Raw genomic sequence first — 25,812 nt, forward strand, 5'->3', positions numbered from 1 at the left:
ATGAGCATTGAGGAAAGCCTGCCCGAAGTAATCAATGAAGCAGTGCAGATGCATTGCGACGGGGCCGTGGGCTGGGTGGTACTCACCCGTCCCGGCCAGATCAATGCCATCAACGATGCAATCCGCGTTGGTGTACCAGCGGCCCTCGAACGGCTGGAGAAGAACGACAGAATTCACGTCATCGTGATTCGCGGTGAGGGCGAACGGGGCTTGTGTGCCGGGGCGGACATCAAGGAAAAGCGCGGAGTCGAGACCTCCATCCAGGTGCGTAAACGAATGGAGGGCGCCCGCTGGATCGAAGCTATCGATGCGATAAGCAAGCCGGTCATCGTCGCCATTCACGGCTACTGCATGGGCGGCGGTCTGGAACTGGCGCTAGCCTGTGATATCCGCTTTGCTTCGCCCAATGCGGTGCTGGCGCTGCCGGAAACCGGCCTGGGATTGATCCCGGGCGGCGGCGGTACGCAGCGCTTGTGCCGGGTGGTGGCGCCAGGTCATGCGCTTGATCTGCTGCTGACGGGTGAACGCCTGGACGCCGAAAGGGCGCGGCAGATCGGCCTGGTATCGCGTGTCGCTAAAAGCGCCGAAACCTTGCTTGAGGAAGTGTCGGCGCTGGCATTGCAGATCGCTGGCAAATCTCCTATGGCTTCGGTGTATGCAAAAAGAGCCGCGCGGGCTGCCTCGGAAGTCGACCTGAAGAAAGGGCTGGATCTGGAACTGGACCTGTTTTCGTTGTTGGCCACCACCAAGGACGCAAAGGAGGCTGCTCTGGCATTTGCCGAGCGTCGTGCGCCGCAGTTCACTGGTGAGTGAAACCGATCATCTCGTATCAAGACAAGAGAACACTAAAATGACAACAGACAAGCTCAAGGATCGTGTAGCCATCATCACCGGCGCTGGTGGTGGTCTGGGCGCCGAGTGCGCGCGGGTACTGGCCTCCCATGGTGCCGCCATCGCGATCGTCGATATCAATCAGGAAGCAGCGGCCAGTGTGGCGGCAGAGATCGAATCGGCCGGTGGCCAGGCCATTGCCATACGCACCGATGTATCCAGCGAAGACGACGTCAAGGCGATGGTCGAGCAGGTGATGAACCGGTTCGGCCGTATCGACGTGCTGCACAACAATGCCGCCGTGCTGGATGTGAGCCAGCGCCAGAAGGACCGCGATATCTGCAACTTGGACATGGACGCCTTTGATCGCGCCATTGCGGTGAATTTGCGCGGCGCCGTGCTGTGTTCCAAGCATGTCATTCCGGTGATGCTGAAACAGGGCAAAGGCTCGGTAATCTTTGCCACCTCCGGACTGGGCGCCCAGGGAGATCTGTCCCTGACCGGTTACGCGTCAACCAAGGCTGCGTTGAATATGCTGCCCAAGCTGGTAGCAGCGCAGTATGGCAAGCTGGGTGTGCGCGGCAATGCGGTGCAGATTGGTCTGGCGCCTGCGGAAAATGCCCACGGTTCCATGCCGCCCGAGCTGCTGAGTATTCTGCGTGACAATCACCTGACGCAGGAGCTGGGCACCCCGCGGCAGATTGCTGATGTGGTGGCCTTTCTCGCCTGCGACGAGTCATCGTTTGTGACCGGTACTACGCTGGTAGCAGATGGCGGCTTTGGCAGTCACACGCCTTCGCTGGTGGCAATGCGCGCCTTCTTCGAGCAGTCGGGGCGCGGCGGCATGTAGTCGGGGTCAGTGTCTTTGATTTGCGCTCCTGGCCTGGGGCGCTACAGGCGTCAGGGCTGTCGCCTGATGCTGGCAAGAATGAAGTTGGCCGAGTGTTCACGCCAGATCCGCATGCCATCTTCCGAGGTAGTGTCAAAGCCGACCAGAACGGACATGGTGTAATGGTTGGTGAACCCGCCTGACATCAGCAGCGCGGAACTCGCCAGGAACAGACGGGCGTTGATATTTTGCTTGAATACGCCAGCGTCGATTCCACGCTTGAGAACCCCTGAAAACTTGATGGCCAGCGCTGGGGATTGGCTGGTGAAGCTGTTGGGCCTGGTCTCCGACGCCTCGTGATAGCGAATGCCTTCCAGGGCCAGGGCGCCCAGGAGCGGGTCTTCCATATACTGGTCAAAACAGCAATTGAGCAGTCTTCGCAGCGCTTCTTCCGGCGGCAGGTCATCTATATCAAGTGCGATCAGTTCCTGCATTATCCGCTGGGAGGCGTCATCCAGGACGGTTGAAAACAACACTTCCTTGGAGCCGTAATAGTGGTAGACCAGTTGTTTGGTCACGCCGGCTTCCCGGGCGATATCTTCTACTCGGGCACCCGCCAGACCTTTCAGAGCAAAGATCTGCCTGGCGGCGGCGAGCAGACGATTCATGGTATCCCGCTTGCCAGGTTCTGCACGGGTTGACGGGGTGTTCATAGTTGTCTCTGGCTTCAGTGAAAAAACATCAGATGTTAGTGCTCATAGCATAAAGGATTGCGGCATCACTGTAATGAACTTGAGCCGCTGACGAGTCGGCAACGGGAGCAGATATGGATCTGAATATTACCGGTCGCAAAGCCATTGTCTGTGCTTCTTCGCGGGGCCTGGGTAAAGCCTGCGCCATGGCCCTGGCCGCTGAAGGATGCGAGGTTTTCATCAATGGCCGCGAGGCCGTCAGCTTGAATGAGGCTGCGATGGCAATCCGTGACAGCACGGGTCTTGAGGTGGTTCAGGTGGTCGCGGATCTCAACACCAGCGCTGGCCGGGACGCGCTCCTGGCGGCTTGTCCCGCTCCGGATATTCTGATCACCAACAATGGTGGGCCCGCGCCGGGCAAGTTCCAGGACTGGGATCTCGATTGCTGGCAGCAAGCGCTGGAGGCCAATATGCTCAGCGCCATCCTTTTGATTCAGGCTGTCGTTGACGGAATGCGCGAGAGGCGTTTTGGTCGGATCGTCAATATCACCTCGGCCATGGTCAAGTCCCCGCGGTTGCCAATGGGTCTCTCGACGGCAGCCAGAGCCGGGCTGACGGCGTTCTCGAAAGCCCTGTCGGTAGAAGTTATCCGTGACAATGTCACGATCAACAATCTTTTGCCCGAACGCATCGCGACCGATCGGCTGGCCTACATGACCGGCCAGTTGGCAAAGCACAGGAACATCAGTCTGGAGGAGGCGAGAACCGAAATGCTCCGCCCGGTTCCGGCACGGCGTTTCGGCACTCCTGAGGAATTCGCCGCCGCCTGCGCTTTTCTGTGCGCGGCTCAGGCGGGTTACATTACCGGGCAGAATTTGCAGCTGGATGGCGGAGCCTATACCGGCCTGATTTGAAATCAGGCTTTGCTTCTGGTTTTCCAATCGGCTGGAGCCTGCTCTGCGGGGGCAAAATCGAGTTCGACGTCCACGTCATTGGGATCCTTGAAGAACACCTGCCAGGTCCGGATGTCCCCCGGCGCGCGGATGATTCGATAACGAATGGCGTGCCGGTCGAGTTTGTCTAATGTCTCTGTCAAACCCTGCGCAAAGAACGCCATATGATCCAGCACGCCGCGGCGAGGGTTGGGCATGTCATTTATTGCGATAACGTGAAGCACAGGGCGGCCCTTGGCGTAAAGCCACAGCCCGGGCACTGGAAAGGGTGGCCTTGCTCCGACTTCGAGTCCAAGCAGGTTCACATAGAACTGCTGTGTCTCCTCGAGCTGGTCAGTGACGATGGTGAAGTGGTCCATTCTGAGAATCATGGCTTGCCTGCCGTTTTTATGGAGTTTGCCTCTTGCCGGCTAACCACAGCTGGTTAGCCGGCAATAGACGTATATTACTCTTCTTCCTTGCAGATCAGTTTCGCTCGCATCGTGGCGCTTGCATAACTGCCGTCCAATCGCAGAACGGCCGACGCACCTGCCTTGATGGGAGTCATTGGGGATTCAGAAGCCGCAGTTTCGGCAGGCCCCGGGTTTAACTGACAGGTCACGGTAGAATCACTGTTATTGGTTACCTGAAGCACTTGGGTACCGACTGCTCCTCCAGGCCCTGGCGTAGTGGCAGTATCATCACCGACTATCTTCGTTTCGATATCCAGGCCGTTCAGCTCCTTGTCCAGCTCGATATTTTCCGCGAAAGCCGCCAATGGCAGACAAGCGAGCAAGCCTAGTGTCGCCGCAATCTTCTTCATTGTAATTCTCCTGCTATGTTGGGAGGGGCTTATCTGTAGAGACGCTACCCTCTCAGGAGTTCCTGCAATTGCTCCGAGAAGTTTGGGTTTGTTCGACGAAAAGAACAAGTTACCACTTCGCTCTTTATTGATTAAAAAAGTAGTTTCAGGTATTGGTTTTTCGAATACCTGAAACTGTTATTTGTGGATTGTTTATTGAGCTTGAGTGGTTATGCTGAAATGTAAATTCAGTGTTCAACAAAAATAACCGCTGAGAGTGCCTCTTATGTATTCAGTACATTACGATGAATACGATCCGTCCGCAGCTGGAGAGTTTCTGACAGAATCTCGACTGGTGAATGAGGGCTTTGACATACGTATTGAACATGCGCATTGGTCAAATTCCGGCACGGCGGTGATTCAGGCGAAGAGCAGCTGTCTGCTGCGTCTGGTACTACCAACACCAGCAAGACGGTGGTCTCCTTTTTCGGATAATAAAGGCCGTTTTTCCGACCTCAGCTGTGAATTTCAGCCGCTTGGGCAGGCGCTGTTTCTGCCGCGGGATACGGAATTTCAGTTTTGCCACGGCGTATCCGAATACAAGGCCATGATATGCCTGTTCGATCCCGGCATCATGGGCCCGCTGGCTGGAATCCAGTGGCAGTGGGATGGCTGTCTGAGCGACAGCATGCTGAATCTGGAGAGCCCCTACCTTAGGACGTCACTGCAGCGTCTTGCCCAGGAAGTTGCTGCACCCGGTTTTGCCAGCGAGCTGCATACCGAGTGCCTGCTGACCGGTGTTGCACTTGATTTGCATCGGCAGTTCCTGAGTTCCCAGGTTACCGCTGATTCAGGAAAATTGAGCCCCAGGCAGCTGCGAACCCTGCGCGAAATGTTCGAGACGGAACCTGAACACAGCAGCTCCCTCAAGCAATTGGCAGACGCGCTCGATATGCCGGCCAGGCGCCTTTCGGAGCAGTTCAAGAACACCACCGGTCTCACGCTACGCCAATTTGCCGCGCAGGCACGCATCCGCCGCGCAAAGTCACTGCTGCTCGATAGCAAGGTGTTGATCAAGCAGATCTCCTATCAAACCGGGTTCCTCAATCCGGCCTCCTTTACGGCAGCATTCCGCAAGGAGGTCGGTATGACCCCTGAAGCCTTTCGTCAAATGCACCGGTAGGCAGTTGCTCTCAGTAAGCGGGCACGGCGTCGTCGCGGCGAAATACCGGGTAACCGCCCAGCGTCAGTAGCATCAGGGGTCCGACAACAAAGCAGACGGCGCTGAAGGCCAGGAGGCCGGAGTAGTCGCCAGTAAGACTGTAGAGCGCGCCAAACAGTAACGGCGCTGCGGCAGCACCCGCTGTGATCAAACCCAGGTGAACACCAAAGAGCCGGCCATAATCACGCATGCCGAAATATCGGGCGATAAGAAAGGCGGCGATGTCGAACTCCGCTCCTGCACCTATGCCTACCAGCAAGGTTGCCAGAACATAGAGCCCGGTGTTGCCGCTGCTCAGGGCGAAAATCAGGCAGGCAACAGCGGGCATAAGCAGGGCGATGGACGCTACTCCCGGGGCCCACAAACGATCGATCAGATAGCCTACTACCAGTCTTCCGAAGATCAGCGAAATACCGAAGGCACTGAAAATCTGTCCGGCCTCAACGGCGCTCAGCCCTCTGTCCTGCAGCAGCGGGATGATATTGGTGACCAGTCCGACAACGCAGGCTACCACCAGGGTCATGGACAGGTTGCACACCCAGAAGCGCCAGGATTTTAGCGCCTCACTCAGCAGCATGCCGCTGGATGGGTCCTGGGGCTGGGGTTGTCCCACCGAAGCCGCACTGTTTTCTGACCTGACAGGCATCAACCAGCGCAAGGTCAGCGGCAGGGCTATCAGAACCGGCAGCAGCGACAGCGCGATAAATCCGGCTTGCCAGTTCCAGGTTGATACAGCCCAGGTGACCAGTAGCGGCAACCCGGCTGCGGCGAGTCCGGAGCCGCTGAGAATGATGGCCAGGGCCAGCCCACGATTTTCCACAAACCAGAGGTTGACCAGGTGGGACCAGGTGATCTGCAACGTCCCCAGACCCGCCAGGGGTACCAGAAAATAACCCAGATAAAGGCTCCATATCGTGGTCTGCATCTGGGTCAGCAGAACCATGCTGATTGAAAGAGCGAGCAGCGAGAGGATGGTGACAATGCGCAACCCGAATTTCAGGTTCAGCCAGCCCGCTAGTTGAGCCGCGACTATGGTGCCGAGCGACAGGGCGGTGATGGCGGCCTGCAACTCGCTGCGGCCCCAGCCCATTGCCTGCTCCAGCGGTATCATCATTGCGCTGAAGCTGTATAACAGCAGCGAGCTGGAGCTGGTCGCCACGCCGACGATGGCGAGAATGAGGATCTTCCAGCCGATTTTGAATTCTCTGTTATCGAACTGTTTCATGGTCTCTCTGCCCGTTAAAGATGGTTTCAAATCTTGCGGTATAGCGTCAGTCGTTACCGATAAACTGAGCCGCCTCGGCGCTTTTCTTTACTACGTGGTCACGTCTCAGGCTGCCGGGCGAGTCTGCGCCTGCCGCAACCGCAAGATCTTCCGGATGAATCAGCGTCGGCCCGTTTCGCAGTTCCTGCAGAGCCAGGCGGGCAATGTCATCCGCCTGCGGTAACGGCATGGTCATTGCGTTGGGAATATTCAATCGTTGCATGGTCTCGCGCATCGTTGGGGTATCCACGGTGCTGATCAGCAGATTGAGCACATCGACGCCTCGATCCTTCCACTCGGCCCAAAGCGATTCGCCCAGATTCAGCGAAAAGGCCTTCGTTGCTGAATACATCCCCAGCTTGCGCACGCCGCCCAGTGCCGCATGTGAACCTACCAGCAGCAACCCGCCACGGCCTTGCTCTATCATCCGGCGTCCAAACGCGTGGCTGATATCCATGACCGTCTGCGTGTTCATTCTGAGCAGCTTCATCCAATGCTCGGCATCGGTGTTGAGAAACTGGCTGATAAAGGGATCACCGCCGGCGTTGTATATCACCAGGCCGACCTGACGGGCGCCGATGGCTCCTAGCAGCCTTGAGGTGGCATCCGCTGCCGACAGGTCCTGCGTCACGCATAACGCCTGAATGCCGTGCTGCGCTTCAAGCTCGGCTTTCAGGGACTCAAGCGCTGTCTCGTTTCGGGCGACCAGAATGCAATTCAGACCCTGCGCCGCGACCTCGCGCGCGAAGGCTGCACCGATGCCATGCGATGCCCCCGCGATAAGCGCCCAGTCACCATAACGACGGTGAAACGCGGGCGCATCGTCCAGCTGGTTGATGGTTTCTTCAGACATATCCGCTCCGGGTACGATCAGTGTCCAGGTTCATAGGGGGGGAAGGTCGATATGGCTGGCGGAGGCGCCAATAGCAGTGCCGCCGAACACCTGGACGCGCCGTTCAATTTGCGAAGCAAAAAGTGTCAGCAGGGGCAGATCATGCTCAGCGCCAGCGGTGGTAACGAAGCTCTCCAGCGCAGCCTCCATTTCCTGATGATCTGCAAAGCGCTGGTCGAGCAGTGCTTCGGTTTCACGTATGTCCTGGGCTTGTAGCTCCAGCATCATGGCGTCGGCCTTGCCCAGATATTCCACGATCTTGCGCACGGCGTTCAGCTTGGTCTTCTGAAAGGGATCAGCCACTTCGACCTGTTCGACCGCATCGCTCAGCATGCTCAGCAGTTCGGCGTTGGGTCCCTGTGGTTTGATGGGAGTCACTGGCGTCTCGATTGCCACGCCCATTGATTCAGCCAGGGCGTGGACTACTACGCGGCGCAGGGCAATATCGAATTCAATATAGGTATCGTGGGGATCTCCCGGCTTTGGCGTAGCGACGGTCGAGGAGAACTGCATGGTGCTGACGGTGGAGAACAGTGTGGTATGAAACCGCACAACGTCGGGCTCAGGCGGTTCGCCGCTGACCTGCTGGTAATATTCGTAGAGCTGTTTGAAAGGCCCTCCAAGCGGTTCGTAATTGTCCCGCATCCGCGCTGATGCCAGGTCGGCCAGCGGGTCGCCGATCATCGCGAACTCGAAATCATAGAGAGTGGTCAGCTTGCCGTTCTCGAACAGATACTGACCCGAGTCGTACTGCACCAGGCTGGGCTTGGTGCGGTGCTGGGGCACATTGCGGCGTAGCCAGTTGAGGGCAAATTCCAGTAGCGGCTGCGGACGGGTTTTATTGCGCGCGTAAAGCGGGTAATAGGCGTTAAGCCCGGCCAGCGAAATGGCTTCGGCACCCTCGGGCAGATCGATGCCCTTGGCTACAAAGCCATCCAATGGCAATTGGTGCATGGCGACCATGGCGTCTATGTATTGCTTGGCCAGGCTCAGGCGTTCGGCGTCGTCCCTGGCGGTGGAAACATCTCTAGTGCCGGGCACGGCTTGCATGACGATGGCCAGCGGGTCTTCGCAGAATCCATAGATATGCGGTGCCGGAACGCCCTGCTGACCGATCAGCGCGAGAATATCCGCTTCGCGGCGCAGATCATCCGGAAACGGGCTGACGTCACCGCCCCGGTCGCCGCGGATGTGCAGTTTGAGTATTTCGTCGCCACGTTGCAGGTCCATGTTCCAGGCCGGGCGCCAGCGCGGTAGCCGGTCTGTGCTGACCACGGTCCCGCCCAGCAGCGTTTCCACGAAGCCACGTATCTTTTGTTCCATCAACTGGTCGGTACTGGCATTGTCTAAGACCATGTTCATTGGTTACTCCACGAATAAGCTTTTGGACCTGGCGCCGGCCAGGTCTGTAAATGAATAGAGCGCTCAGGCCCCTGGGGCAGCCAGTTCCGGCCCGCCAACCTGATCCAGGGACACGCCCTTTTTCTTTGCCAGATCGGCGGTGTCGAGGTACTCGCGCCACGCCGTGATTTTGCCCTCGGCATCGAGTTCGTAAACCGCGACCATGGAATGCGGCATGGGCTTGCCGCTGGAGACGGCGTAGTCATCCCGTTCGGTCATCACGATGCTGTCCGAGGACACCATGTTGCGGATGACGCAGTGGTTGTGGGTGACGTAACTCATCTGCCGCTGGATCTCGTCACGTAGCGCAGCGCGGCCGCGAATCACTGGCCCGCCGGGAACCCAAAGCTGCCAGACTGCGTCCTCGCTCATCATGTTCAAAATGGTGTCCAGCTGCGGGCGCGACGTAGCTGTGCCGTCACCCCATGCCGCGCAGAATTCCCTGATGATTTCTTCTTGTCGTAAGCCCATTGCAAAAATCTCTTCTGGAGTAGGTTGAAGGTCTGCGCTCAAAGGTAGGCACGGACTACCGGGACCATGGGCGTGCCGCAACTCATGCCGCCGTCGACGCGCATCAGGGCGCCGTTCACATAACGCGCCTCATCCGAGGCGAGGAAGAGCGCCATATTGGCAATATCTTCCGGCTCGCCCAGCTGCGGCACGTTCTGCAGGTCGAGGAAGGCGCGGGTCATCTCTTCATTGGCCCAGCCTTCAAGGGCAGCGGTACGGATCACGCCAGGGAGAATCGCGTTGCAGCGAACGCCCTGCTTGCCGAAGGTGGCGGCGATGGTTTGCACATACCAGTTGAGTGCCGCTTTGGACGCGCCATAGCTGAACTGGGCGACTTCCCCGGCAATCGAGCTGGTGGACGAGGTGAAGATGATCGAGCCGGAGGCTTGCTCCAGCATGTGGGGCAGGGCGTGTTTGCAGGCAAGAACGCCCCCCAGCACGTTGACGCGCATGTTGGCGTGGAACAGCTCTTCATTGAAATTGATGAAGTCCACGTCCCGCGCTGTTTCCGGGTTCTTGTTGACTGCGTTGTTGAACAGGATGTCGATCCGGCCGTAGGTCTCGATGGCGGTGGCTATCATCTGTTTGAGATCGGCCTCCTGGCCAACGTCAACCTTGAGCGCCGTCGCTTCGTTGCCCGCCGCAGTGATGCTGTGGGCGACTCGATCCGCGGCGTCCGCATACAGATCGGTCACTACAACCTTGGCGCCCTGAGCGGCAAATGCGATGGCGCTGGCGCGGCCGATGCCGCTCCCTGCGCCAGTGATCACGGCTACTTTTCCAGCAAGTCTGTTCATGGAAAGCTCCAATCTGGGGATCAGGTAAGCGTTAACGGCGTTGGCCAGCGGCAATGGTTTGTGGATTGGCTTCGCGCTCCATAATGGGCGCATCGCGGTAGCGCGTCGGGCCATTGCCGAACATCCCGTACTGGCTGCGAGTGAAGTCATACAACGAATAGGAATCCTGCTGCGGATTATTGGGGATGCCATAGGCCTGAATATTGTATTGCGCGCCCGAGCGGAACATTTCGCCGCTGTCATCCCAGGCGTCGTACAAGGCCGCGCCGAAGGTGTCTTCGTCAATGTAGTAACGGCGGGATTTCTGTGCGTGCCGCACACCTTCCTTGCGCTCAGCTGAAACTACCCAGGCGCGGTGCAGTTCCCAACGCTCGCAGGCCGGGTTGATATGGTTGTCCATCAGCTTGGTGTCCATGTCGCAACCCCATTTCAACTCGTAGTTGCTGTAGGGCAGAAACATTTCCTTTTTGCCTTCCAGCGTCCAGTTGAAACGGTCCATCTTGCCGGAGAAGAGAAAGATTTCGTCGTAGAAGGACACGCTGCCGAACGCCGCGTTGGGCGTGTCATAGGAAAATTCCGGGGCCTTGCGGATGCGTCGCTGTCCGGTCGAATAGCTCCAGGCATAGCGATCATTCTCCACTGGATCAAGGTGATCCCAATACCCGGAGGCGGTGCCAGCGGTACGGGCCGGGGCGACGATGCGTGACCAGATCCGGCTAGCGATCTTCGGGTCGCGTCCGTCCACGTCCAATTGATAGAACGGTTTTTCACCGGTGGAACGGTTGGTGTTGGTCAAGGTGACATGGCCCTGGTTGACCACATAGGCGCTGTGGTTCCAATCCCAGCCGTTGATACCCTGATAGTTGAGCAGGTAGTTCCACATTACCTGTTCGCCGATCTCCGGAATCGGAAAGGGCAGCCCGCCACGGCAGGCTTCGCTGACGGATAACCCACCGTGAAGCGATTTGCATTCCGGATTGCCTGCATTGTCTACGGTTGCCGCTAGAAAGGCCTCGGGGAAAGCCGCCGTGCGGTGGGTCGGATAAATATCCATGTAGTAGGTATCCGGGTACTGCTTGAGCAACTTCATTTGCCCGGAGGACAGCTCGTCGGCAAATTCATCGGCGTTGTCGGCGGTAATGCGAAACAGCGGCTCTTCGTCGGCGAAGGGATTTGGCCAGGATCCGTCGGCTGGCTCCAGGCCGGCGGGCACTTTCAGGCCGCCGGCGTAAGCGGGGATGGTGCCTGCTTCATTACCTGCGGCTATCGCACCAAAGCGGGTAAGGTCCTGGCCCAGGTCATCGGCGGTCCATGTCTCGTTACCCAGCGCCGAGGTAGCTATGACCGCGAGCAGGCTGATTGCAATCTGATTCATCTTCATGGAGTACTCCCAATTTTATTGTTATGTCTGAAGGCTGTTACCTAGAACGCAGTGCTCAGGGTTAACGATACCCAGTCACGATCGGAGAGGCCGATGCTGCCGTTACCCCCTACCACGGTGTTCCCGACGCCAGGAACGTTGCGGGTGATGGTGTCGGAGCCATAGCCGATGTAAGACAGGCTGATGTCGTAGCGCTCATCCAGCACACCCTTGATGCCCACTTTGAAGTTGTAATCGCCTTCGTTGCCACCGCCGGTGGCAGCATTGCCGGAAAGACCGTAGTTGAGGCTCATTGGTGCGGAGATATTCCAGCCAGGCAGAACACCTAACCACTGAGGCGTGAAGTTGATCGCCAGCCCGGCGTAGTTGCGGGTAGCGCAACCCCAGTCCTTATCCTGGTCGACACAGCCGCCATAGCCTTCGCCGCGGAACTGATCGGCGTTCTCGGTTACTTTATCCAGGTGGCTGTAGGCGACTTCGGTAATCAGAGAGCCGGTGTCCCAAAGCGGTGTGGAAGGTAATAGCCAGAGCGCATTAGCGACCATATGCCAGGTGTCGCCCCGCGCGCCCTGGTTGTCTGCCAGATCGAACCGACTGGAAATCAGCGAAGCGTTTTCGCGATACGACAGGTCAGCGCCCACCGAAGCACCGCCGAGTACCGGGCCCGCTGACCAGCTCAAGCCATAGAGCTTGATGTCTTCGGGATATATATAACGAGCAGAGCTGGGTCCGGTTTGCATACCCCAGGGGGTGTAGTCGTCAAACTCCCGGTAGAACGCGCTGATATCCGACTGCATGAAATCGAGGCTGTAACGCGCCATGACGCCCCAGTTGCCACGGTTGTCAGGTTCGAGCGAGTCCTCAATGGGAAAGGCAAAGCCGGGGGCGACGGGCAAGCGATCCGGGCCTTGCAGAGCAACATCGGCGGAGGCCAGATAGGTTCCGCCTTCAGGTGCGCGCGTCGAATCCCATTCAAGGAAATACTGTGCTGCGAGGGAGAGCCGGTCGGTCACCTGCGCCTGGCCGGAAATCTGTGCCAGAGGCAGGAATACCTCGCGGGTTTCGGTACCGGGATTTGCCTGGGCTTTGCGGCCATCAAGGGGAGCCTGCGCGTAGGACACGGCATGACCGGGAATCAACAGTCCATTGCCCCAGTAGAGCGTGTGGCGTCCGGCGCGAAGACTGACAGGCGCATCGCCTACATAAAACCTGGTGAATAGAAAGGCATCGAGGAGCTCGCCGTTCAAGCCTCGGTGGTAGCGCTTGGTGTGGGACGAATACTGATCATCGAAATAGCTGGTAGTACTCGGACCGGCAGGCGCGCCGGGGTAATAGACATTGCCCGGATTGGTCTCGACGTCAGTATCGGCGTAGGCCTGATCGTACCAGGCCGCACCGCTGATGCGCAGGCCGTGGTCTCGTTTATAGGCCAGCTCGAACTCGCTCATCACATCCAGACGATTGGTTACCACATCGCCGCGATCAAACTTGTAGTTCGATTCGTCGTAGGTGGCGTTGTTGCCGAGCGCGTTATCGCGGCCCTCGGCGCGGACGCCCAGGTTGTAGCGAATGGTGTTGTCCCAGCGACCGATCAAGTCGGGATTACCGGTATCGAATTCTGCTGCCTGAATGTTATTGGCACAGACAAGCGCGACTGAAAGTCCTACAGCCTTGCTGAGTGATGACAACTCTGGCTTGAACATTAAGCTTCTCCGTTGATCTTGTTTTTATAATCTGACCGTTGTCAGTAAACGCGACAGGGATGGAGGCGACAACGCCAATGCCTATCGCTGAACTGCCTGGACCTATCGATAAACTGCTTTGCGCTGTAACAGGCGTCGGCAGTGTTTGCTGCGGAGAATCCATTCGCCTGGTTGGCCGGCCGGACAAAGCCAAACCGGACCAAACCGGCCGGCCTTAATAGCTGGCGGCTCAGTGCGCCTGCAGCCAGGTATCCATCGCCTGCCATACCTGCAATCGTGAGGAGGCCATGTTATGCATATGGGCCGCGTGTCCGATGAGGGTGACCGTTCGGTCACTGGCTTGGGGGTAGAATGAGGCTTCACGTTGTGGGTCAGGGCTGACATCGACCTCGCCGTATAGCAGCAGCACCGGGCAGTCGATGGCACCTGCCTGGTTCTCCACCGCACCTGGGGTAAGCGCCGCCAGAGCGAGTGTTACTGGCGTGAGGCCGGCGTGCTGATCGTCACGCGCTATCAGGTCCTCCGGCACATCAGGCAGGTGAAAGAATCCGCGCATTGTCTGCCGATCAGTCGGAATGTAGCCGCCATCGGATAGGCTCGCCTGAACGCTGGCTGCGTCAGTGTCGCCAAGCTCAAGGGGCAGGTTGCTCCATCCCGCAACGATCAGCCGCTCAAAGCTTTTAAAACGGCCCTGTTGATAAACCGACAGCATGCCGCCCATTGAGTGGCCCAGGCCGGACACACGCAGCTTGCTGTGCGGCGGCAGTTGCAGCCATTCGCCGTCCTGTAGTGCGACAGCGGCTTGCCGTGCCGCGAAGTCGCTGGCAGCGGCAATCACCTCCAGCGTCAGTTGTTTTTCGGGTTCGGGCTTGCTGCTGTTACCCATTCCAAGGGTATCCAGAGCCAGCACCAGATAGCCACGGTCGGTCATGAATCTGGCAAAGCTGTAGGAGGGGTCCAGATAGCTCGGATGGTAGTATTCACCGCAACAGCTGCCGCCATGTAGGCACACCAGCAGCTCGACCGGGCGCTCGGTCGCTACTGCTTCGTCTGGGGCGAACAATGAACCCGACAGCGTAACGGGTATGGAATAGGGCGTGAGATGGCTGACATTCCACGTCAGTTTGATTTGCCGCATGGGTCGATTCCTTGTTGCAAAGAAAAAGCCCTTCAGCTGCGAATGCAACTGAAGGGCTCTCGGGTCGTTCAATTAGCGCTGTGATTCACGCGATACGATCGCTTCAGGGTTCAGCTCACGCTCGCTTCTGGCCTCGCTCAATACGCGATAACCACCGGTCATGCCGTCGTTGATGATGCCGTACATGCCCTTGTTGAAGTCGAAAATGGTGTGTTTGACGATGTAGGGAATGTCGTGATCGTAGAACTGCACCCCACCCATCATCATCGAGCGGTACAGCTCACCATTCTGGTCCCATGCGTCGTACAGGCCCGCACCGAAGGTATCTTCATCCAGGTAGTAGGTACGCTTGCTGTATACGTGGCGCATGCCCGGCTTCAGCGTTGCTTCCACTTCCCAGACGCGATGCTTCTCCCAGCGCTCGCACTCTGGATTGGCATGTGAGGTCCGGAATTGATCGTCACAATCGAAGTAGAACTTGTAGGCGTTGTAAGGAATCAACATCTCCTTTCTGCCAACCAGTTTGAAATCAAACCGGTCCTGCACACCAGAGAACATGAAGAGCTCGTCGAACAGTTCCAGACCGCCCATGCTGCCGACCGGCGTGTCGTAGTTGAATTCCGGGGCCAATTTCACGCGGCGCTGGCCTGGCGTGTAGCTCCACGCACGACGTGGCTGCTCGGTAGGGTCAAGGAAGTCCATCAGACCTGTCAGTTCGCCGGCCTTGCGCGCAGGCGCTTTGGTCAGGGAATAAACGCGGTAGAACAATTCCGGATCGCGACCGGGGACGTCGATCTGGTAATAAGGACGTTCGACGAAGGTCGACTGGTTGGCTGTACGGGTAACGGTGCCGTTGCGGTCTACCACCCAGGTATCGGATGACGACGTGGTGGTGCCGTACTTGCCATCGTTGTAGCGCACCAACAGATTCCACATCATTTCGTTGCCGGTTTTCGCGATTGGGAAGGGAATCCCCCCGCGGCAGTCGGTTTCAAGTGCCAGACCTTCCTTGTAGGTATCGCAGGTAGTGGCGTTACGGATGGTCGCGTCCATCACTTCCTTCGGATAGGCCGCTGTCCGGTGGGACGGATAGATGTCCATGTAATACTCGGGATTGCGTTGCAGCACTTCCTTCTGCCCGGCACTCAGCAGATCGGCATACTCAGCCATGTTGGCCGAGGTAATGCGATACAGGGGCTCTTCGTCCTTGAACGGATCCACCCAGAAACCGCTGTCTGGCTCGAAGCCTTCCGGTGCGGTGCGCAGTCCGCCTTCATAAGGGGGAATGGTTCCGTCGGCGTTGCCTGCCTGGATTGCCCCGACAGGTGTCAGGCTTTGTCCGAGCTTTTCTGCCTCTTCAGGGCTGACGGCCGCGAAGGAGGCAGCAGATATTCCGCTCAGTAACAGACCGATAGCGATCTTCAGTTTCATGAAAGTTCTCCGTTATTGATGTTGTTAGAGGGAGTACTGCTGGACCCACGCCAATCGCTTACGGCGATGGAAGGCTCTACAGCTCCGCTACCATTGCAGATGGGTAATGCCTGATTTGAGATAGTGAAGGAAAAGCGCGGGCTGCATAGATCTACCAGCGCCTGAAAAAGCGCTGATAAATGCACTGACCATGATGACCGTCCGGAATGATCCAGATCTGTTCTCATTGTTCTGTCCTTTTATTTTTATTTTCTAGCGGCTGATTGCCTGTTGCGCAGCCTCGACGAACATCGGAGAGCTCGTTCGGACTGTTAGCAATGCCTGGGTAGACCCTATCAGAGATTTTTTTATAATTCCATATGCAGATTAAAATTCTGCAATAAGAATTGTAGGTGCTATTGTTAGAGGCACTTATGGTGAGAACCCTGTGTAGTGCGAATCGTTTTACTCAGAGTAAAACGGTTGCGCAGCACCTGATCGGACGTTGTTATAGGGTGCTCATCAGCTTGAAAAAGGGATACAACCATGAATAACAACAAGACTGATTTTGACGTGATTATCGTCGGTGGCGGCACCAACGGCTTGTCAGCGGGCTGCTACCTCGGCCTGGAAGGGAAAAAGATCCTGGTGCTGGAGGCGCTCGACAAAGTGGGCGGCATGGCATCGTCGGGATATCTGATCCCTGAAGCACCTGAGCATCTGGTGCACCCGTGCGCTCTCGACATGATGTCGATGCGTGTTCACTCCCACATACCCCAGGAACTGGACCTTGAGCGCCACGGATTCAAGGCGATCGAGCTGGCACCAGGGTATGTGTATCTGCACCCGGACGGGAGCTCGCTGGTGTTCTGGCGAGACCGCCTGAAGACCGCTGCGGAAATCAGGCGCTACAGTGAAAAGGACGCTGAAGCATTTCTGGAGTTCATGAACGTTATTGACATGTTCCTCGAAATTGCGCTCCCCATGATGCGTGTTGATCCGGCCAAACTGAACCTGAGTGCGAAGCTGAAAGTCGTGGGCAGCGCCCTGAAAAATCGCAAGCTCAAACCTGAATTGATGGCCCTGATGACAGGCTCCGCGCACCAGGCTGCGCGTGAACGCTTTGAACATCCAGTGACCATTTCCGCGATGTGCGCCTTGACCGGCCTGGCCGGTGATATTACCGCTGATGGCGGCGGCATCTACTATGCCTTGCTGGGCTTTCTTCACCGCTTTGGTGTCGGCCGCGTGCTCGGCGGCATGCAGCAACTAAGCAATGCCATGCGCTCCAGGCTCGAGGAGCTTGGCGGGCAGGTCATCATCTCTGCAACCGTGACGGAAATCGTCTCCAGCCAGGGCAGGGCGAAGGGGGTCAAATTGGCTGATGGGCGCGAGTTTACCGCCCGCTCGGTGATCGCCGGCTGCCATCCCAAGGTGGCGCTGGAGATGGTCACGGCGGGCGAAATGCCCAGGCATCTGCTTACCCGTATCGCCATGGCGCCGGCCAATGCCAAGGGCTCCGGACCGCTCAAGGTAGACGTGGCACTGGACGGTCAGATTTCCGTGCCGCGCTTCGAACAAGCCCGGGATGACGGCATCGACCTGCGCACGACCTGTCTGCTGATCGGCACCGAGGAAGCCGTGCTGGAAAACTTTACCGCCTGCGCCCGCGGTGAAGTACCCACTCTCCCGTATATCACCATGGCCGTTCCCAGCGCGGCGGATCCTTCCCAGGCTCCGGCCGGCCAGGATGTGCTCTATATCTATCCGCCGGTCATGCCGGTCAACCCGAAGGACGGTTGGGACAACATCAGGGAAGCGGTGGCGGATCAGGTAATCGATCAGCTTTCGGCCTATGTGGAAGGTATCAACGGACATGTCATCGGCCGGCGGATCGAAGCCGCGCCCGATTTTACCGCACGGCTGAACACGGTGAATGGATGTGTCGTGCATATCGACACCACCTCCATGCGCTCCAGCACCATGCGCCCGGCTCACGGACTGGGCGGCGATACCCTGCCGGTCGCGGGCTTGTATCTGGGCAGTGCCGGCATTCACCCCGGCGGCGGCGTGAATGGCATGTCTGGTCGCCTGGCAGCCAAACGCGTGGCCAGTTATCTGGCGAAGAATCCCTAACGATAAATAACAAGAATTACATTCTTACCAGGAGAACATGCTATGTCACTCGCAGCTCAGGAACTTGATATCGAAGCCGCCTACCACGCGGTCTCGGATACCTATCTTGGTTCGGACGTCGATATCCATGGCCTATGCCGGGAAAAGCGCCGCAACGAACCGGTGATGCAGGGCGACTTCGTCGACACCTACCTCAAGGTACCGACCAATGCCGGCGCCAAGGCGGCCAAATGTGCGGTGACGCTGTTCAGGTACAAGGACGTGATGGCGGTACTGCGTGACGCCGACACCTTCACCAGCGGTTTTATCGCCGAAGGGCTGGGTGCGTTTTTTGACGGCTTGATAGTCCTGGCGATGGATGGTGAGCAGCACCGTCGCACGCGAGCGCTACTCCAGCCGGTGTTCATGCCACAAACCGTAAATGAGTGGCGGCCCGAGATTGACCGCGTCATCCGGGAAGAATTTCTGTTGCCCATGGTGGCAGACAAGAAAGCCAATCTTATGGACTTCGGCCTCTACTTTCCGATTCGCGCCATGTATGCGCTGATGGGCTTTCCGGCCGACGATCCGGAGAAGTTCAAGAGGTACGCCAGCTGGGCGCTCGCGTTGGTGGCGGCAAACCAGATCGATCCGGAAAAGGCCAAAATTTACGGTCCCCTGGCTGGCCAGGCGGTGAAGAACCTTTACGATGCGATCAAAGAGATTGTCGTCCGCAAGCGTGCCGAGGGTACTCAAGGTAATGATCTGATCAGCCGCCTGATCAATGCGGAATATGAGGGGCGGGCACTGGACGATCATGAAGTGACCACCTTCGTCCGTTCGCTGCTGCCCGCTGCGGGAGAAACCACCACCCGGACGTTCAGCTCGGTGATGACGCTGTTGCTGGAGCGCCCCGAACTGCTGGAACGAGTGCGCACTGATCGCAGCCTGATCGGCAAGCTGATCGACGAATCCGTGCGTTACGAGCCGGTCTCGACCTTCAAGGTCCGCCAGGCCTCCAAGGACGTCGAGATTGGCGGCGTTATGGTGCCCAAGGGCTCGATGGTCCAGTGCATGGTGATTTCCGCCAACCGGGATGAAGAAGCCTTCGACAATCCGGATGCCTTCGAGCTGGATCGCAAGGCGCGCCCTGCGCTGGGATTTGGGTTTGGTCCGCATATGTGCATTGGACAGTTCGTGGCCAAGGTAGAGTTGAACAGCGCGATCAACGGCATTCTCGATCTGTTCCCCAACATCCGGCTGGATCCGGAGATGCCCGCGCCTAAGATTGCCGGGGCGCAGCTGCGTGGCGCGAAGACCGTTCATGCGATCTGGGACTGAAGCGCAGCACAAGCCAGATTACGATGGTCCGGATTACGATAGTCCAGCCCTACAAGGTGAAGATAAATGAGCAATATCGATAGTAAAGAGATCGAGAAATTTTTGCACGGCCAGCTGGAATGCTGGAACGCCGGTGACCGGGACGGTTTTTTTGAACACTACCGAAACGTTTCCCCCAATGGGCTGGATATCGAATATCTGGGCCGACCCGTGATGGAAGGTTTCGCGGTGCTGGAAGGCATGTGGGACCAGCAGAACAGCAAGTTCAGCGTGGAGGTCGAGCTGTCGATCATTGCCGCCAACGAAGCAGCCTGCCACCACAAGAACGTGATGCGCGACGGTAGCGGTGTTATCGAGACCATCGAGCTGTACAAGTTCGAGCAGGGCAAGACGCTGGTGCGCTACTTCATCAAGCAATGATGGGTAGGCCAGTCTGACCCTTCAGTCTAGGCCTCAAAATAACCGCAGGTAACGCTGCGGTTTTTCGGCGTCTGGTGCATGTTGGCGCGCGACGCACAGATGCACAGCCCAGCTCTGCTATGATTGGCGCTAGCGTCGAGCAAATCCCATCCAGGCCGAGCAAATCCCATCCAGGATATCCCCTATGAGCAAACAACTCGTTGAGAGCTGGCGCATCGAAGAGCGTCGGCAAATCGTCTCCCAGCGAGGCTTGAACGTCTGGCCGCATGATCAGCCGGACGATCTGGAGCAGATCGAACACATCCGTGAATGGCTCGATAGCCTGCTGGAGCCGGTAGTGCTGGACCATCCGTTGCATCCGTTGAAAATGCTGGTGTTCAGGGGTTTCAGCCCACGCATGGCTTACTATTTTGCCCTCGGTGATTACGAAGAAGCGGACCTCGAGCTGATCGAGAAAATGGTCAGACCGGGGGATAAGGTGCTGGAGTGTGGCGGCGGTGCCGGTATGACCGGCTCGTTGGCGGCGCGCTGTTCGGGTAATCCGGTCACCATCGTCGAGCCCAATGGGCTTATGCATGGGATTATCCGACAGAACGTTCAGCTTAACGGACAGGAATGTCGGCTGATTGCGGCGGCCGTGGTGGCCGACGACTACTCAGGCGATACGCTGACGCTTCGCGTGCAGGATGAATACTGGTGGAGTTCGGTGCTGGATCATGGGTCGGGGGAGCCGGTTCAGACGGCGGTCGCCAGGATCTCCGATCTGCTGGCCAGCATCTGTCCCAGCGTCCTGGTGCTGGATATCGAGGGCGCGGAAGTAGGGCTGTTGCCCGACAAGCTGCCCGATGATTTGCGACTGATCATGGTCGAGTTGCATTCACCGGATATAGGCGATGAGGCCACTGTCAGCGTAGTCAACACGATAATGCGTCAGGGTTTCCGCCTCTGCCATGTCAGGTCCCAGACCTGGGTGTTCGAGCGAGCGGCCTGAGCCGTCATCAAGCCATTTCGGGTTGATAGGGCTGGGGCTGGAATGCGCTGGCCGAGCGCAGCGTCAACAGGCTCAGGGATGCCACCATTGCCGCGACCAGCGAATACATGATGACGGGGTCGTAGTTTCCGTACTGGGTATGGATGTAGCCGAAAAAAGCCGGAGACATCCCCGCCACGATAGTCACCAGACCCAGATGCAAGCCGAAGATGCGCGCATAATCCTTCATGCCGAAATAGCGGGCAATGAGAAAGGCGGCAATATCAAATTCCGCGCCCGCGCTTAAACCTATGCAGACAGTAGCCAGCACCAGCAAGGCGGTAGACTCGGGGCCCGTTACCAGCAAGATAAGGCAACCTATGGCCGGGGTGAACAGCGCAGCGGCGGAAATGACGATGGGCGAGTAATGATCGAGCAGGTACCCAACAAACAACCGCCCGACAATGATGGATGCGCCGAAGGCACTGAAGATCTGGCTGGCGGTAAGTGCTGGTACGCCTTTGTCCTGCAGGTAAGGCACCATCACCGTGACCATGGCGACGATAAGCGATACGGACAGAATGAGCGATAGGTTGCACATCCAGAAGATCCTTGATTTGCGCGCTTCGGCAAAGCTGAATCCGCTCGCCGCCAGAAGGGCCGTGCGGGCTTTTCCTTGAATGCTTTGGGGCTCGGCTGTCGGGATGTGCAGCCACAGCAGCGCCATGGGGAGCGTGGTCACCAGGGGCATGATCGCGAGCAGTACAAAGCCTGCCTGCCAGCCCCAGCGTTCCATGCACCAGGCCAGCAGGGGCGGAACGATTAACGCCGCCACGCCGGTCCCGCTCAGGATTATCGCCAGCGCCAGCCCACGGTTGCGCTCGTACCATAGGCTGATGAGTTGGGTCCAGGTGATGGCAATGGTTCCCAGGCAAAGCAGCGGCATGGCGAAAAACGCGAAATACAGCCAGGCGATATTGCCATTGAGCTGGGTCAGGGCGGCGTAGCACAGAACCTGCAGAACCAGGGAGACAATGGCCACCCGCCGCAAGCCGAAGCGGGCGTACAGCCATCCGAGCAACTGCGACGCGACGGCCACGCCAGCAAAGAGAAAGGTAATGGATGCCTGCAATTCGCCGCGGCTCCAGCCAAAGGCCTCCTGAAGCGGGATAACCATAGTGCCGAAGCCATAGAGCAGGGCCGCACTCATGCTGGTAACAACGCCAAACACGCCGAGAATCAGAAACCGCCAGCCCAGGCGGAATTCGGTAAGATCCAGCCTTGGTTGACGTGACAGGTTATGGTCGGACATTTTGCAACTCCTGCGGCACCTGCGCCTGCATGAAAGCCGGCGCATGAAATCAGCATTGTTTTTATGATTTTTTAAGTAACTCTTCGACCTTGGGCAAAGCGACCATGGTGGCTCCGCCATCCACCAGCAGCGAGGTGCCGGTGATGTAACCCGCCTCGCTTGAGGTCAGGAACAACACTGCGGAAGCGATATCAGCCGATTGCCCCAATCGGGGAACCGGAAAATGCTCCGCCAGCAAGTGGGGTAGCTCGTCGCCCAGGGTGCTCAACATATGGTGGGTGCCGATCAGGCCCGGTTCGACCACGTTGACCAGAATGTTCAGTGCGCCGAATTCGACGGCAAGCCCGCGCGCGAAGGCGTTCATAAAGGCCTTGCTTGAGCCGTAGGGGATCAGCGTTGGGGTGTACTTGCGGTTGGCCTCGCCGGAGGAAATGAAGATGATGCGTCCCTTGTCCTCCGCCTTGGTGAGGTGCGGCGCGGCATCCTTGGCCAGCCAGAACAGGGACTGGATGTTGCTGCGTACCAAGTGATCGAAGGTCTCGTCCGGCATCTCGGTGATCAACCCGTGGGCGGTATCTGCCGCGCAGTGAACCACAATATCCAGCTGACCGAAGTGCTCGATGGCACCCTCTACCATGGACCTTATCGCTGCCCGGTCGGCTATATCGCCGCCGACCAGCGCCGCTTCACGATCCAGCGCGTTTATCTGCTCGACCGTTTCATGACCGTATTTCGGGGTTCTTGCTGACACCACAACCTTGGCGCCTTCTTGAGCGTAGGCCAGGGCGATGGCTCTGCCCATGCCGCGTCCGGCGCCAGTCACCAGAACGACCTTGTCTTTGAATCTCATGTATTGCTCCCGCAGTGTCGAATCGAGTTGGCTGCCTGCAACGCAGGCAGACATGAAGCAGCGTTACAGATCAGCGCCGCGCACGTTGCGGGCTGTGCCGTTGCGACGGTCCGATTCGCCCCAGGCCAGCCAGCGGTCTGGTTCGCGATCGTCGCCAACTCGACGCCAGCGCCCTTCCTGCTGGGCAGTGATGGGGAAGCCGCCGACGAAATCGATCATTTCGCCCTTCGGCGCGGGAACAAATTCCCATTCTTCCTCACCGTCCAGGATGATGCGCGCCGAATCCAGGAAGTAGCTGCCGTCCTTGTGCACCGCCACGCCTTCAATATCGGTCGTCGTGCGTATTTCGCCTTTTTCATTCATGAAAATGGCATAGCCGAGGTGTTCGTGACCGACCATGAATGAGCCCGAGTCCCAAGTGCCGTCCTTGTAGATGGTCACGAATGACCACCAGATGACGTGCATCTTGTTGTTTACCACCAGGTCCTTCTTGAAGTGGATGGCGCCGCCTTCGGCCATGTAGAACTGGTCCAGGGCCATTGCGCCCTTTACCGGACGGCCCTCGCAGGTTCCCGAAATATCCCAGAGCTGGGAAACATAAAAGGTGCCCCATTCAACGCCTGGCAAGTACCACTGCAATCCGGGCCCAAGCAATTTGCCTTCAAGTTCAAACAGGCCTTCCTCCTTCCAGGTGAGCCTTTCGCTGGACGCGGTGATCTTCCAGGAATTGCCGGGCTCGTCAGGCTGATTGGTCCAGGTGACGGTGTCGCCTTCCAGCGTCTGCACCGGGATGGGCGTGGGTGCCTGGGCGGCCATACGCTCATGATCCATGCGTAGATGCTGTCCATCAATATGGTTGGTCTGATAGATGAACTTGGTTGGATTGGGCGTGCCGTTGGGCGCCAGGAGCGAGCGCACGAAAGAGTAAATGTTGCCCTCTTCGTCGCGCACCGAGCCAAAGGGGGAGCTCTTGCTCAACTGCAGCCCGAAGAAGCCCCGTTCACCGGCCATCGCTGGCCCAGTTACCTTGTGGGGGCCAACCAGCTGCTGATAACCAAAATCGCCGCGTTCAGGAATCGTTGTAAAAGTTCGCATAGCATTCTCATTGTTTTTAGGTGACTGGGGGTGGGTTATCGCTGGCTATGCCGCGATACGATTGCTTCCGGCGCCATGTTCCGTTCAGGTAGCGGGGTGGAAACAAACTTGTAACCGCCCTTCAGCCCATCGTTGATCACGCCGTACATTCCCTTGTTGAAGTCGTAGATTACGTTTTTGACGTTGTAGGGAATGTCCAGGTCGTAGAGTTGAACGCCGCTCAGGAACATCGACCGATACAGATTCCCCTGCTGGTCCCAGGCGTCATACAAGCCGACACCGAAGGTGTCTTCGTCCAGATAGTAGGTGCGCTTGGCATACACATGTCTGCTGTCTGGCTTGAGAGTGGCTTCCACTACCCAGACACGATGCAGTTCCCAGCGCTCACATTCAGGATTCGCATGGTTTTCAAGCATCTGCTCCTCCTGGCCACAATTGAAATAGAACTCGTAAGCGTTATAGGGAATGAACATCTCCTTGCGGCCGACCAGTTTGTAATCGAAACGCTCCTGGCTGCCGGAGAACATCTGCAGTTCATCGAAAAGCGTGACGCCGCCCTGACTCGCGACGGGTGTATCGAAGGCGAATTCCGGGGCCAGCTTGATGCGGCGCTGCCCTGGGGAATAGCTCCAGGCCCTGCGGGGTTGTTCTATCGGGTCGAGGTAGTCGGCCAGAACCGTTACCTCGCCTGCCCGGCGGGCTGGGTATCGGTTGAGGGAAAATACCCTGGCATACATGTCGGGGTTCCGATCTTCCTGGTCAACCTGGTAATAGGGCATTTCTTCAAAGGTCTGCTGCTCCGCGGCTTTGGTAACGCTGCCGTTGGAATCGATGATCCAGCTGTTGGAGGAGGCAGTGGTCGAGTACCCGGAGCCAATCTTGTAACGCAGCTGCTGGTTCCATAGCACTTCGTTGCCCGACTGGGGAATGGGAAAAGGTAGTCCGCCACGACAGGCGGTATCCACAGCCAGCCCGTCTTTCTCGGTATGACACTCGGTGGCGTTGCGAATGGTTGCCTCGACCACTTCCTTTGGATAGGCGGCAGTACGGTGGCTGGGAAAGATGTCGAGGTAATAGTCCGGATTGGTTTGCAACAGGTGCTTTTGTCCGGCACTCAGTTTGTCGGCGTATTGATCCATGTTGCTGGAGTCGATACGAAACAGCGGTTCTTCGTCCTTATAGGGATCAACCCAGAACCCCGAATCGGGCTCGAAACCTTCGGGCGCCGTGCGCAGACCGCCGGTATACGCAGGGATGGTGCCCTCACTGTTGCCTTCTTTGATGGCGCCCCAGGGCGTAAGACTTTCCCCCAGCTTGGCTGCTTCTTCGGGGCTGACCGCAGCCAGCGAGAATGTCGAGAGGCCGCTGAGTGCGGCGAGTAACACCAATCGATGCTTCATATGGTTCTCCAATTGTTTTTATTTGAACGATGGCCCAGCTTTACGTCTGTCCGGGATAGCAGCGTGGCTCTGCAGCTGGACGGCAGGGCATTTTTCAGGCGCGCTCGAAAAGCGTTCTGCAGGGTATGAAGGAGCTGATCACAGAAACGAATGCCTTCCAGCGTTGAGCTTTCCGGCAATCGATACATGACAACGCGAGGATGTGAGCTGGCCATGCAAGGCCATTCTGGATGGTTCATCGAAGGCAACCTTTTGTTTTTGTTATTGAAACTAAATTGACGAGCGCTATATGCACGCGCCTTGGCCATGCATTGAACCTAGCAGAGCAATTCGAATAAATCTACGATAGAGAATCTAGTTCTAACCGAAGAATTATGTTGGAAATTAGCATGAGGGTTATTCAGGCGGTGGCTGATAGTTGTTGTAGGTCAAGCACGGTGGGAGGTGGCGAGCACCATGTGTGTTTTTTTTGGGGCGATGGACGATGCGCCAGGAAGGCTGAATG

24 protein-coding genes are annotated in these 25,812 nt (G+C 57.7%); 8 read left to right on the plus strand and 16 right to left on the minus strand.

What is annotated here, in order from left to right; genetic code table 11:
- Together G3M63_RS10545 and G3M63_RS10550 are read left to right on the plus strand one after the other, a co-directional pair.
- A complete protein-coding gene (locus G3M63_RS10545) occupies nt 1-813 on the plus strand; it encodes an enoyl-CoA hydratase/isomerase family protein (protein WP_150300530.1) in 813 nt (270 codons plus the stop codon).
- Nucleotides 814-850: 37 nt separating this feature from the next.
- A complete protein-coding gene (locus G3M63_RS10550) occupies nt 851-1,681 on the plus strand; it encodes an SDR family NAD(P)-dependent oxidoreductase (RefSeq protein WP_150300529.1) in 831 nt (276 codons plus the stop codon).
- Between the two features lie 50 nt (nt 1,682-1,731).
- Here G3M63_RS10550 and G3M63_RS10555 read toward each other — a convergent pair whose 3' ends face one another.
- Nucleotides 1,732-2,373, minus strand: a complete 642-nt coding sequence (locus G3M63_RS10555; RefSeq protein WP_150300528.1) for a TetR/AcrR family transcriptional regulator — start codon at nt 2,371-2,373, stop codon at nt 1,732-1,734.
- Between the two features lie 113 nt (nt 2,374-2,486).
- Between G3M63_RS10555 and G3M63_RS10560 the strand changes: the two genes are divergently transcribed.
- Nucleotides 2,487-3,266 carry an SDR family oxidoreductase gene (locus G3M63_RS10560; protein ID WP_150300527.1) on the plus strand — a complete coding sequence of 260 codons (780 nt, stop codon included), beginning with the start codon at nt 2,487-2,489 and terminating at the stop codon, nt 3,264-3,266.
- Between the two features lie 2 nt (nt 3,267-3,268).
- On the opposite strand, the gene G3M63_RS10565 is transcribed toward G3M63_RS10560, so the two are convergent.
- The gene (locus tag G3M63_RS10565) at nt 3,269-3,676 is read right to left on the minus strand and encodes a VOC family protein (protein WP_150300526.1); all 408 of its coding nucleotides are present in this window, start codon (nt 3,674-3,676) and stop codon (nt 3,269-3,271) included.
- Nucleotides 3,677-3,750: 74 nt separating this feature from the next.
- Nucleotides 3,751-4,107 (minus strand): hypothetical protein, encoded by a 357-nt coding sequence (locus G3M63_RS10570; RefSeq protein WP_150300525.1) that lies wholly within the window; start codon nt 4,105-4,107, stop codon nt 3,751-3,753.
- 265 nt (nt 4,108-4,372) lie between these two features.
- Here G3M63_RS10570 and G3M63_RS10575 point away from each other — a divergent pair, with 265 nt between their 5' ends.
- Nucleotides 4,373-5,269: an AraC family transcriptional regulator gene (locus G3M63_RS10575; RefSeq protein ID WP_150300524.1), complete on the plus strand. Its 897-nt coding sequence runs from the start codon at nt 4,373-4,375 to the stop codon at nt 5,267-5,269.
- Nucleotides 5,270-5,279: 10 nt separating this feature from the next.
- On the opposite strand, the gene G3M63_RS10580 is transcribed toward G3M63_RS10575, so the two are convergent.
- From G3M63_RS10580 to G3M63_RS10620, 9 genes are all read right to left on the minus strand, one after another.
- On the minus strand, nt 5,280-6,533 hold the full coding sequence (locus G3M63_RS10580; protein ID WP_150300523.1) for an MFS transporter: 1,254 nt from the start codon (nt 6,531-6,533) through the stop codon (nt 5,280-5,282).
- Nucleotides 6,534-6,579: 46 nt separating this feature from the next.
- Complete coding sequence (locus tag G3M63_RS10585) at nt 6,580-7,425, minus strand: SDR family oxidoreductase (RefSeq protein WP_150300522.1); 846 nt, start codon at nt 7,423-7,425, stop codon at nt 6,580-6,582.
- A 30-nt stretch (nt 7,426-7,455) separates the two neighbouring features.
- Entirely contained in the window at nt 7,456-8,826 is a 1,371-nt protein-coding gene (locus G3M63_RS10590; protein WP_150300521.1) for a phosphotransferase family protein, read from the minus strand.
- A 63-nt stretch (nt 8,827-8,889) separates the two neighbouring features.
- Nucleotides 8,890-9,336 carry a nuclear transport factor 2 family protein gene (locus tag G3M63_RS10595; protein WP_150300520.1) on the minus strand — a complete coding sequence of 149 codons (447 nt, stop codon included), beginning with the start codon at nt 9,334-9,336 and terminating at the stop codon, nt 8,890-8,892.
- Nucleotides 9,337-9,374: 38 nt separating this feature from the next.
- Nucleotides 9,375-10,172: an SDR family NAD(P)-dependent oxidoreductase gene (locus tag G3M63_RS10600; protein WP_150300519.1), complete on the minus strand. Its 798-nt coding sequence runs from the start codon at nt 10,170-10,172 to the stop codon at nt 9,375-9,377.
- A gap of 31 nt (nt 10,173-10,203) precedes the next feature.
- On the minus strand, nt 10,204-11,553 hold the full coding sequence (locus G3M63_RS10605; RefSeq protein WP_150300518.1) for a DUF1329 domain-containing protein: 1,350 nt from the start codon (nt 11,551-11,553) through the stop codon (nt 10,204-10,206).
- 41 nt (nt 11,554-11,594) lie between these two features.
- Nucleotides 11,595-13,256: a DUF1302 domain-containing protein gene (locus G3M63_RS10610; RefSeq protein ID WP_163983026.1), complete on the minus strand. Its 1,662-nt coding sequence runs from the start codon at nt 13,254-13,256 to the stop codon at nt 11,595-11,597.
- A 229-nt stretch (nt 13,257-13,485) separates the two neighbouring features.
- A complete protein-coding gene (locus G3M63_RS10615) occupies nt 13,486-14,394 on the minus strand; it encodes an alpha/beta hydrolase (protein WP_163983028.1) in 909 nt (302 codons plus the stop codon).
- 72 nt (nt 14,395-14,466) lie between these two features.
- The gene (locus G3M63_RS10620; protein WP_150300515.1) at nt 14,467-15,825 is read right to left on the minus strand and encodes a DUF1329 domain-containing protein; all 1,359 of its coding nucleotides are present in this window, start codon (nt 15,823-15,825) and stop codon (nt 14,467-14,469) included.
- A 525-nt stretch (nt 15,826-16,350) separates the two neighbouring features.
- Between G3M63_RS10620 and G3M63_RS10625 the strand changes: the two genes are divergently transcribed.
- The 4 genes from G3M63_RS10625 (at nt 16,351) to G3M63_RS10640 (ending at nt 20,671) form a co-directional block, all read left to right on the plus strand.
- Nucleotides 16,351-17,940: an NAD(P)/FAD-dependent oxidoreductase gene (locus G3M63_RS10625; protein ID WP_150300514.1), complete on the plus strand. Its 1,590-nt coding sequence runs from the start codon at nt 16,351-16,353 to the stop codon at nt 17,938-17,940.
- A gap of 42 nt (nt 17,941-17,982) precedes the next feature.
- A complete protein-coding gene (locus G3M63_RS10630) occupies nt 17,983-19,260 on the plus strand; it encodes a cytochrome P450 (RefSeq protein ID WP_150300513.1) in 1,278 nt (425 codons plus the stop codon).
- Nucleotides 19,261-19,326: 66 nt separating this feature from the next.
- Nucleotides 19,327-19,680 (plus strand): nuclear transport factor 2 family protein, encoded by a 354-nt coding sequence (locus tag G3M63_RS10635; protein ID WP_150300512.1) that lies wholly within the window; start codon nt 19,327-19,329, stop codon nt 19,678-19,680.
- A gap of 184 nt (nt 19,681-19,864) precedes the next feature.
- On the plus strand, nt 19,865-20,671 hold the full coding sequence (locus G3M63_RS10640) for an FkbM family methyltransferase (RefSeq protein WP_150300511.1): 807 nt from the start codon (nt 19,865-19,867) through the stop codon (nt 20,669-20,671).
- A gap of 7 nt (nt 20,672-20,678) precedes the next feature.
- Here the strand turns inward: G3M63_RS10640 and G3M63_RS10645 are convergent, their stop codons facing one another.
- From G3M63_RS10645 to G3M63_RS10660, 4 genes are all read right to left on the minus strand, one after another.
- Nucleotides 20,679-21,962, minus strand: coding sequence for an MFS transporter (locus tag G3M63_RS10645; protein WP_163983030.1), 1,284 nt, complete (start codon nt 21,960-21,962; stop codon nt 20,679-20,681).
- 61 nt (nt 21,963-22,023) lie between these two features.
- Nucleotides 22,024-22,812, minus strand: a complete 789-nt coding sequence (locus tag G3M63_RS10650) for an SDR family NAD(P)-dependent oxidoreductase (protein WP_150300509.1) — start codon at nt 22,810-22,812, stop codon at nt 22,024-22,026.
- A gap of 63 nt (nt 22,813-22,875) precedes the next feature.
- On the minus strand, nt 22,876-23,907 hold the full coding sequence (locus tag G3M63_RS10655; RefSeq protein ID WP_150300508.1) for a hypothetical protein: 1,032 nt from the start codon (nt 23,905-23,907) through the stop codon (nt 22,876-22,878).
- A gap of 35 nt (nt 23,908-23,942) precedes the next feature.
- Entirely contained in the window at nt 23,943-25,307 is a 1,365-nt protein-coding gene (locus G3M63_RS10660) for a DUF1329 domain-containing protein (protein ID WP_150300507.1), read from the minus strand.
- Nucleotides 25,308-25,812 lie beyond the last annotated feature (505 nt).

The organism is Pseudomonas sp. OIL-1, assembly GCF_010669185.1.
GTDB classification, from domain to species: Bacteria; Pseudomonadota; Gammaproteobacteria; order Pseudomonadales; family Pseudomonadaceae; genus Halopseudomonas; species Halopseudomonas profundi.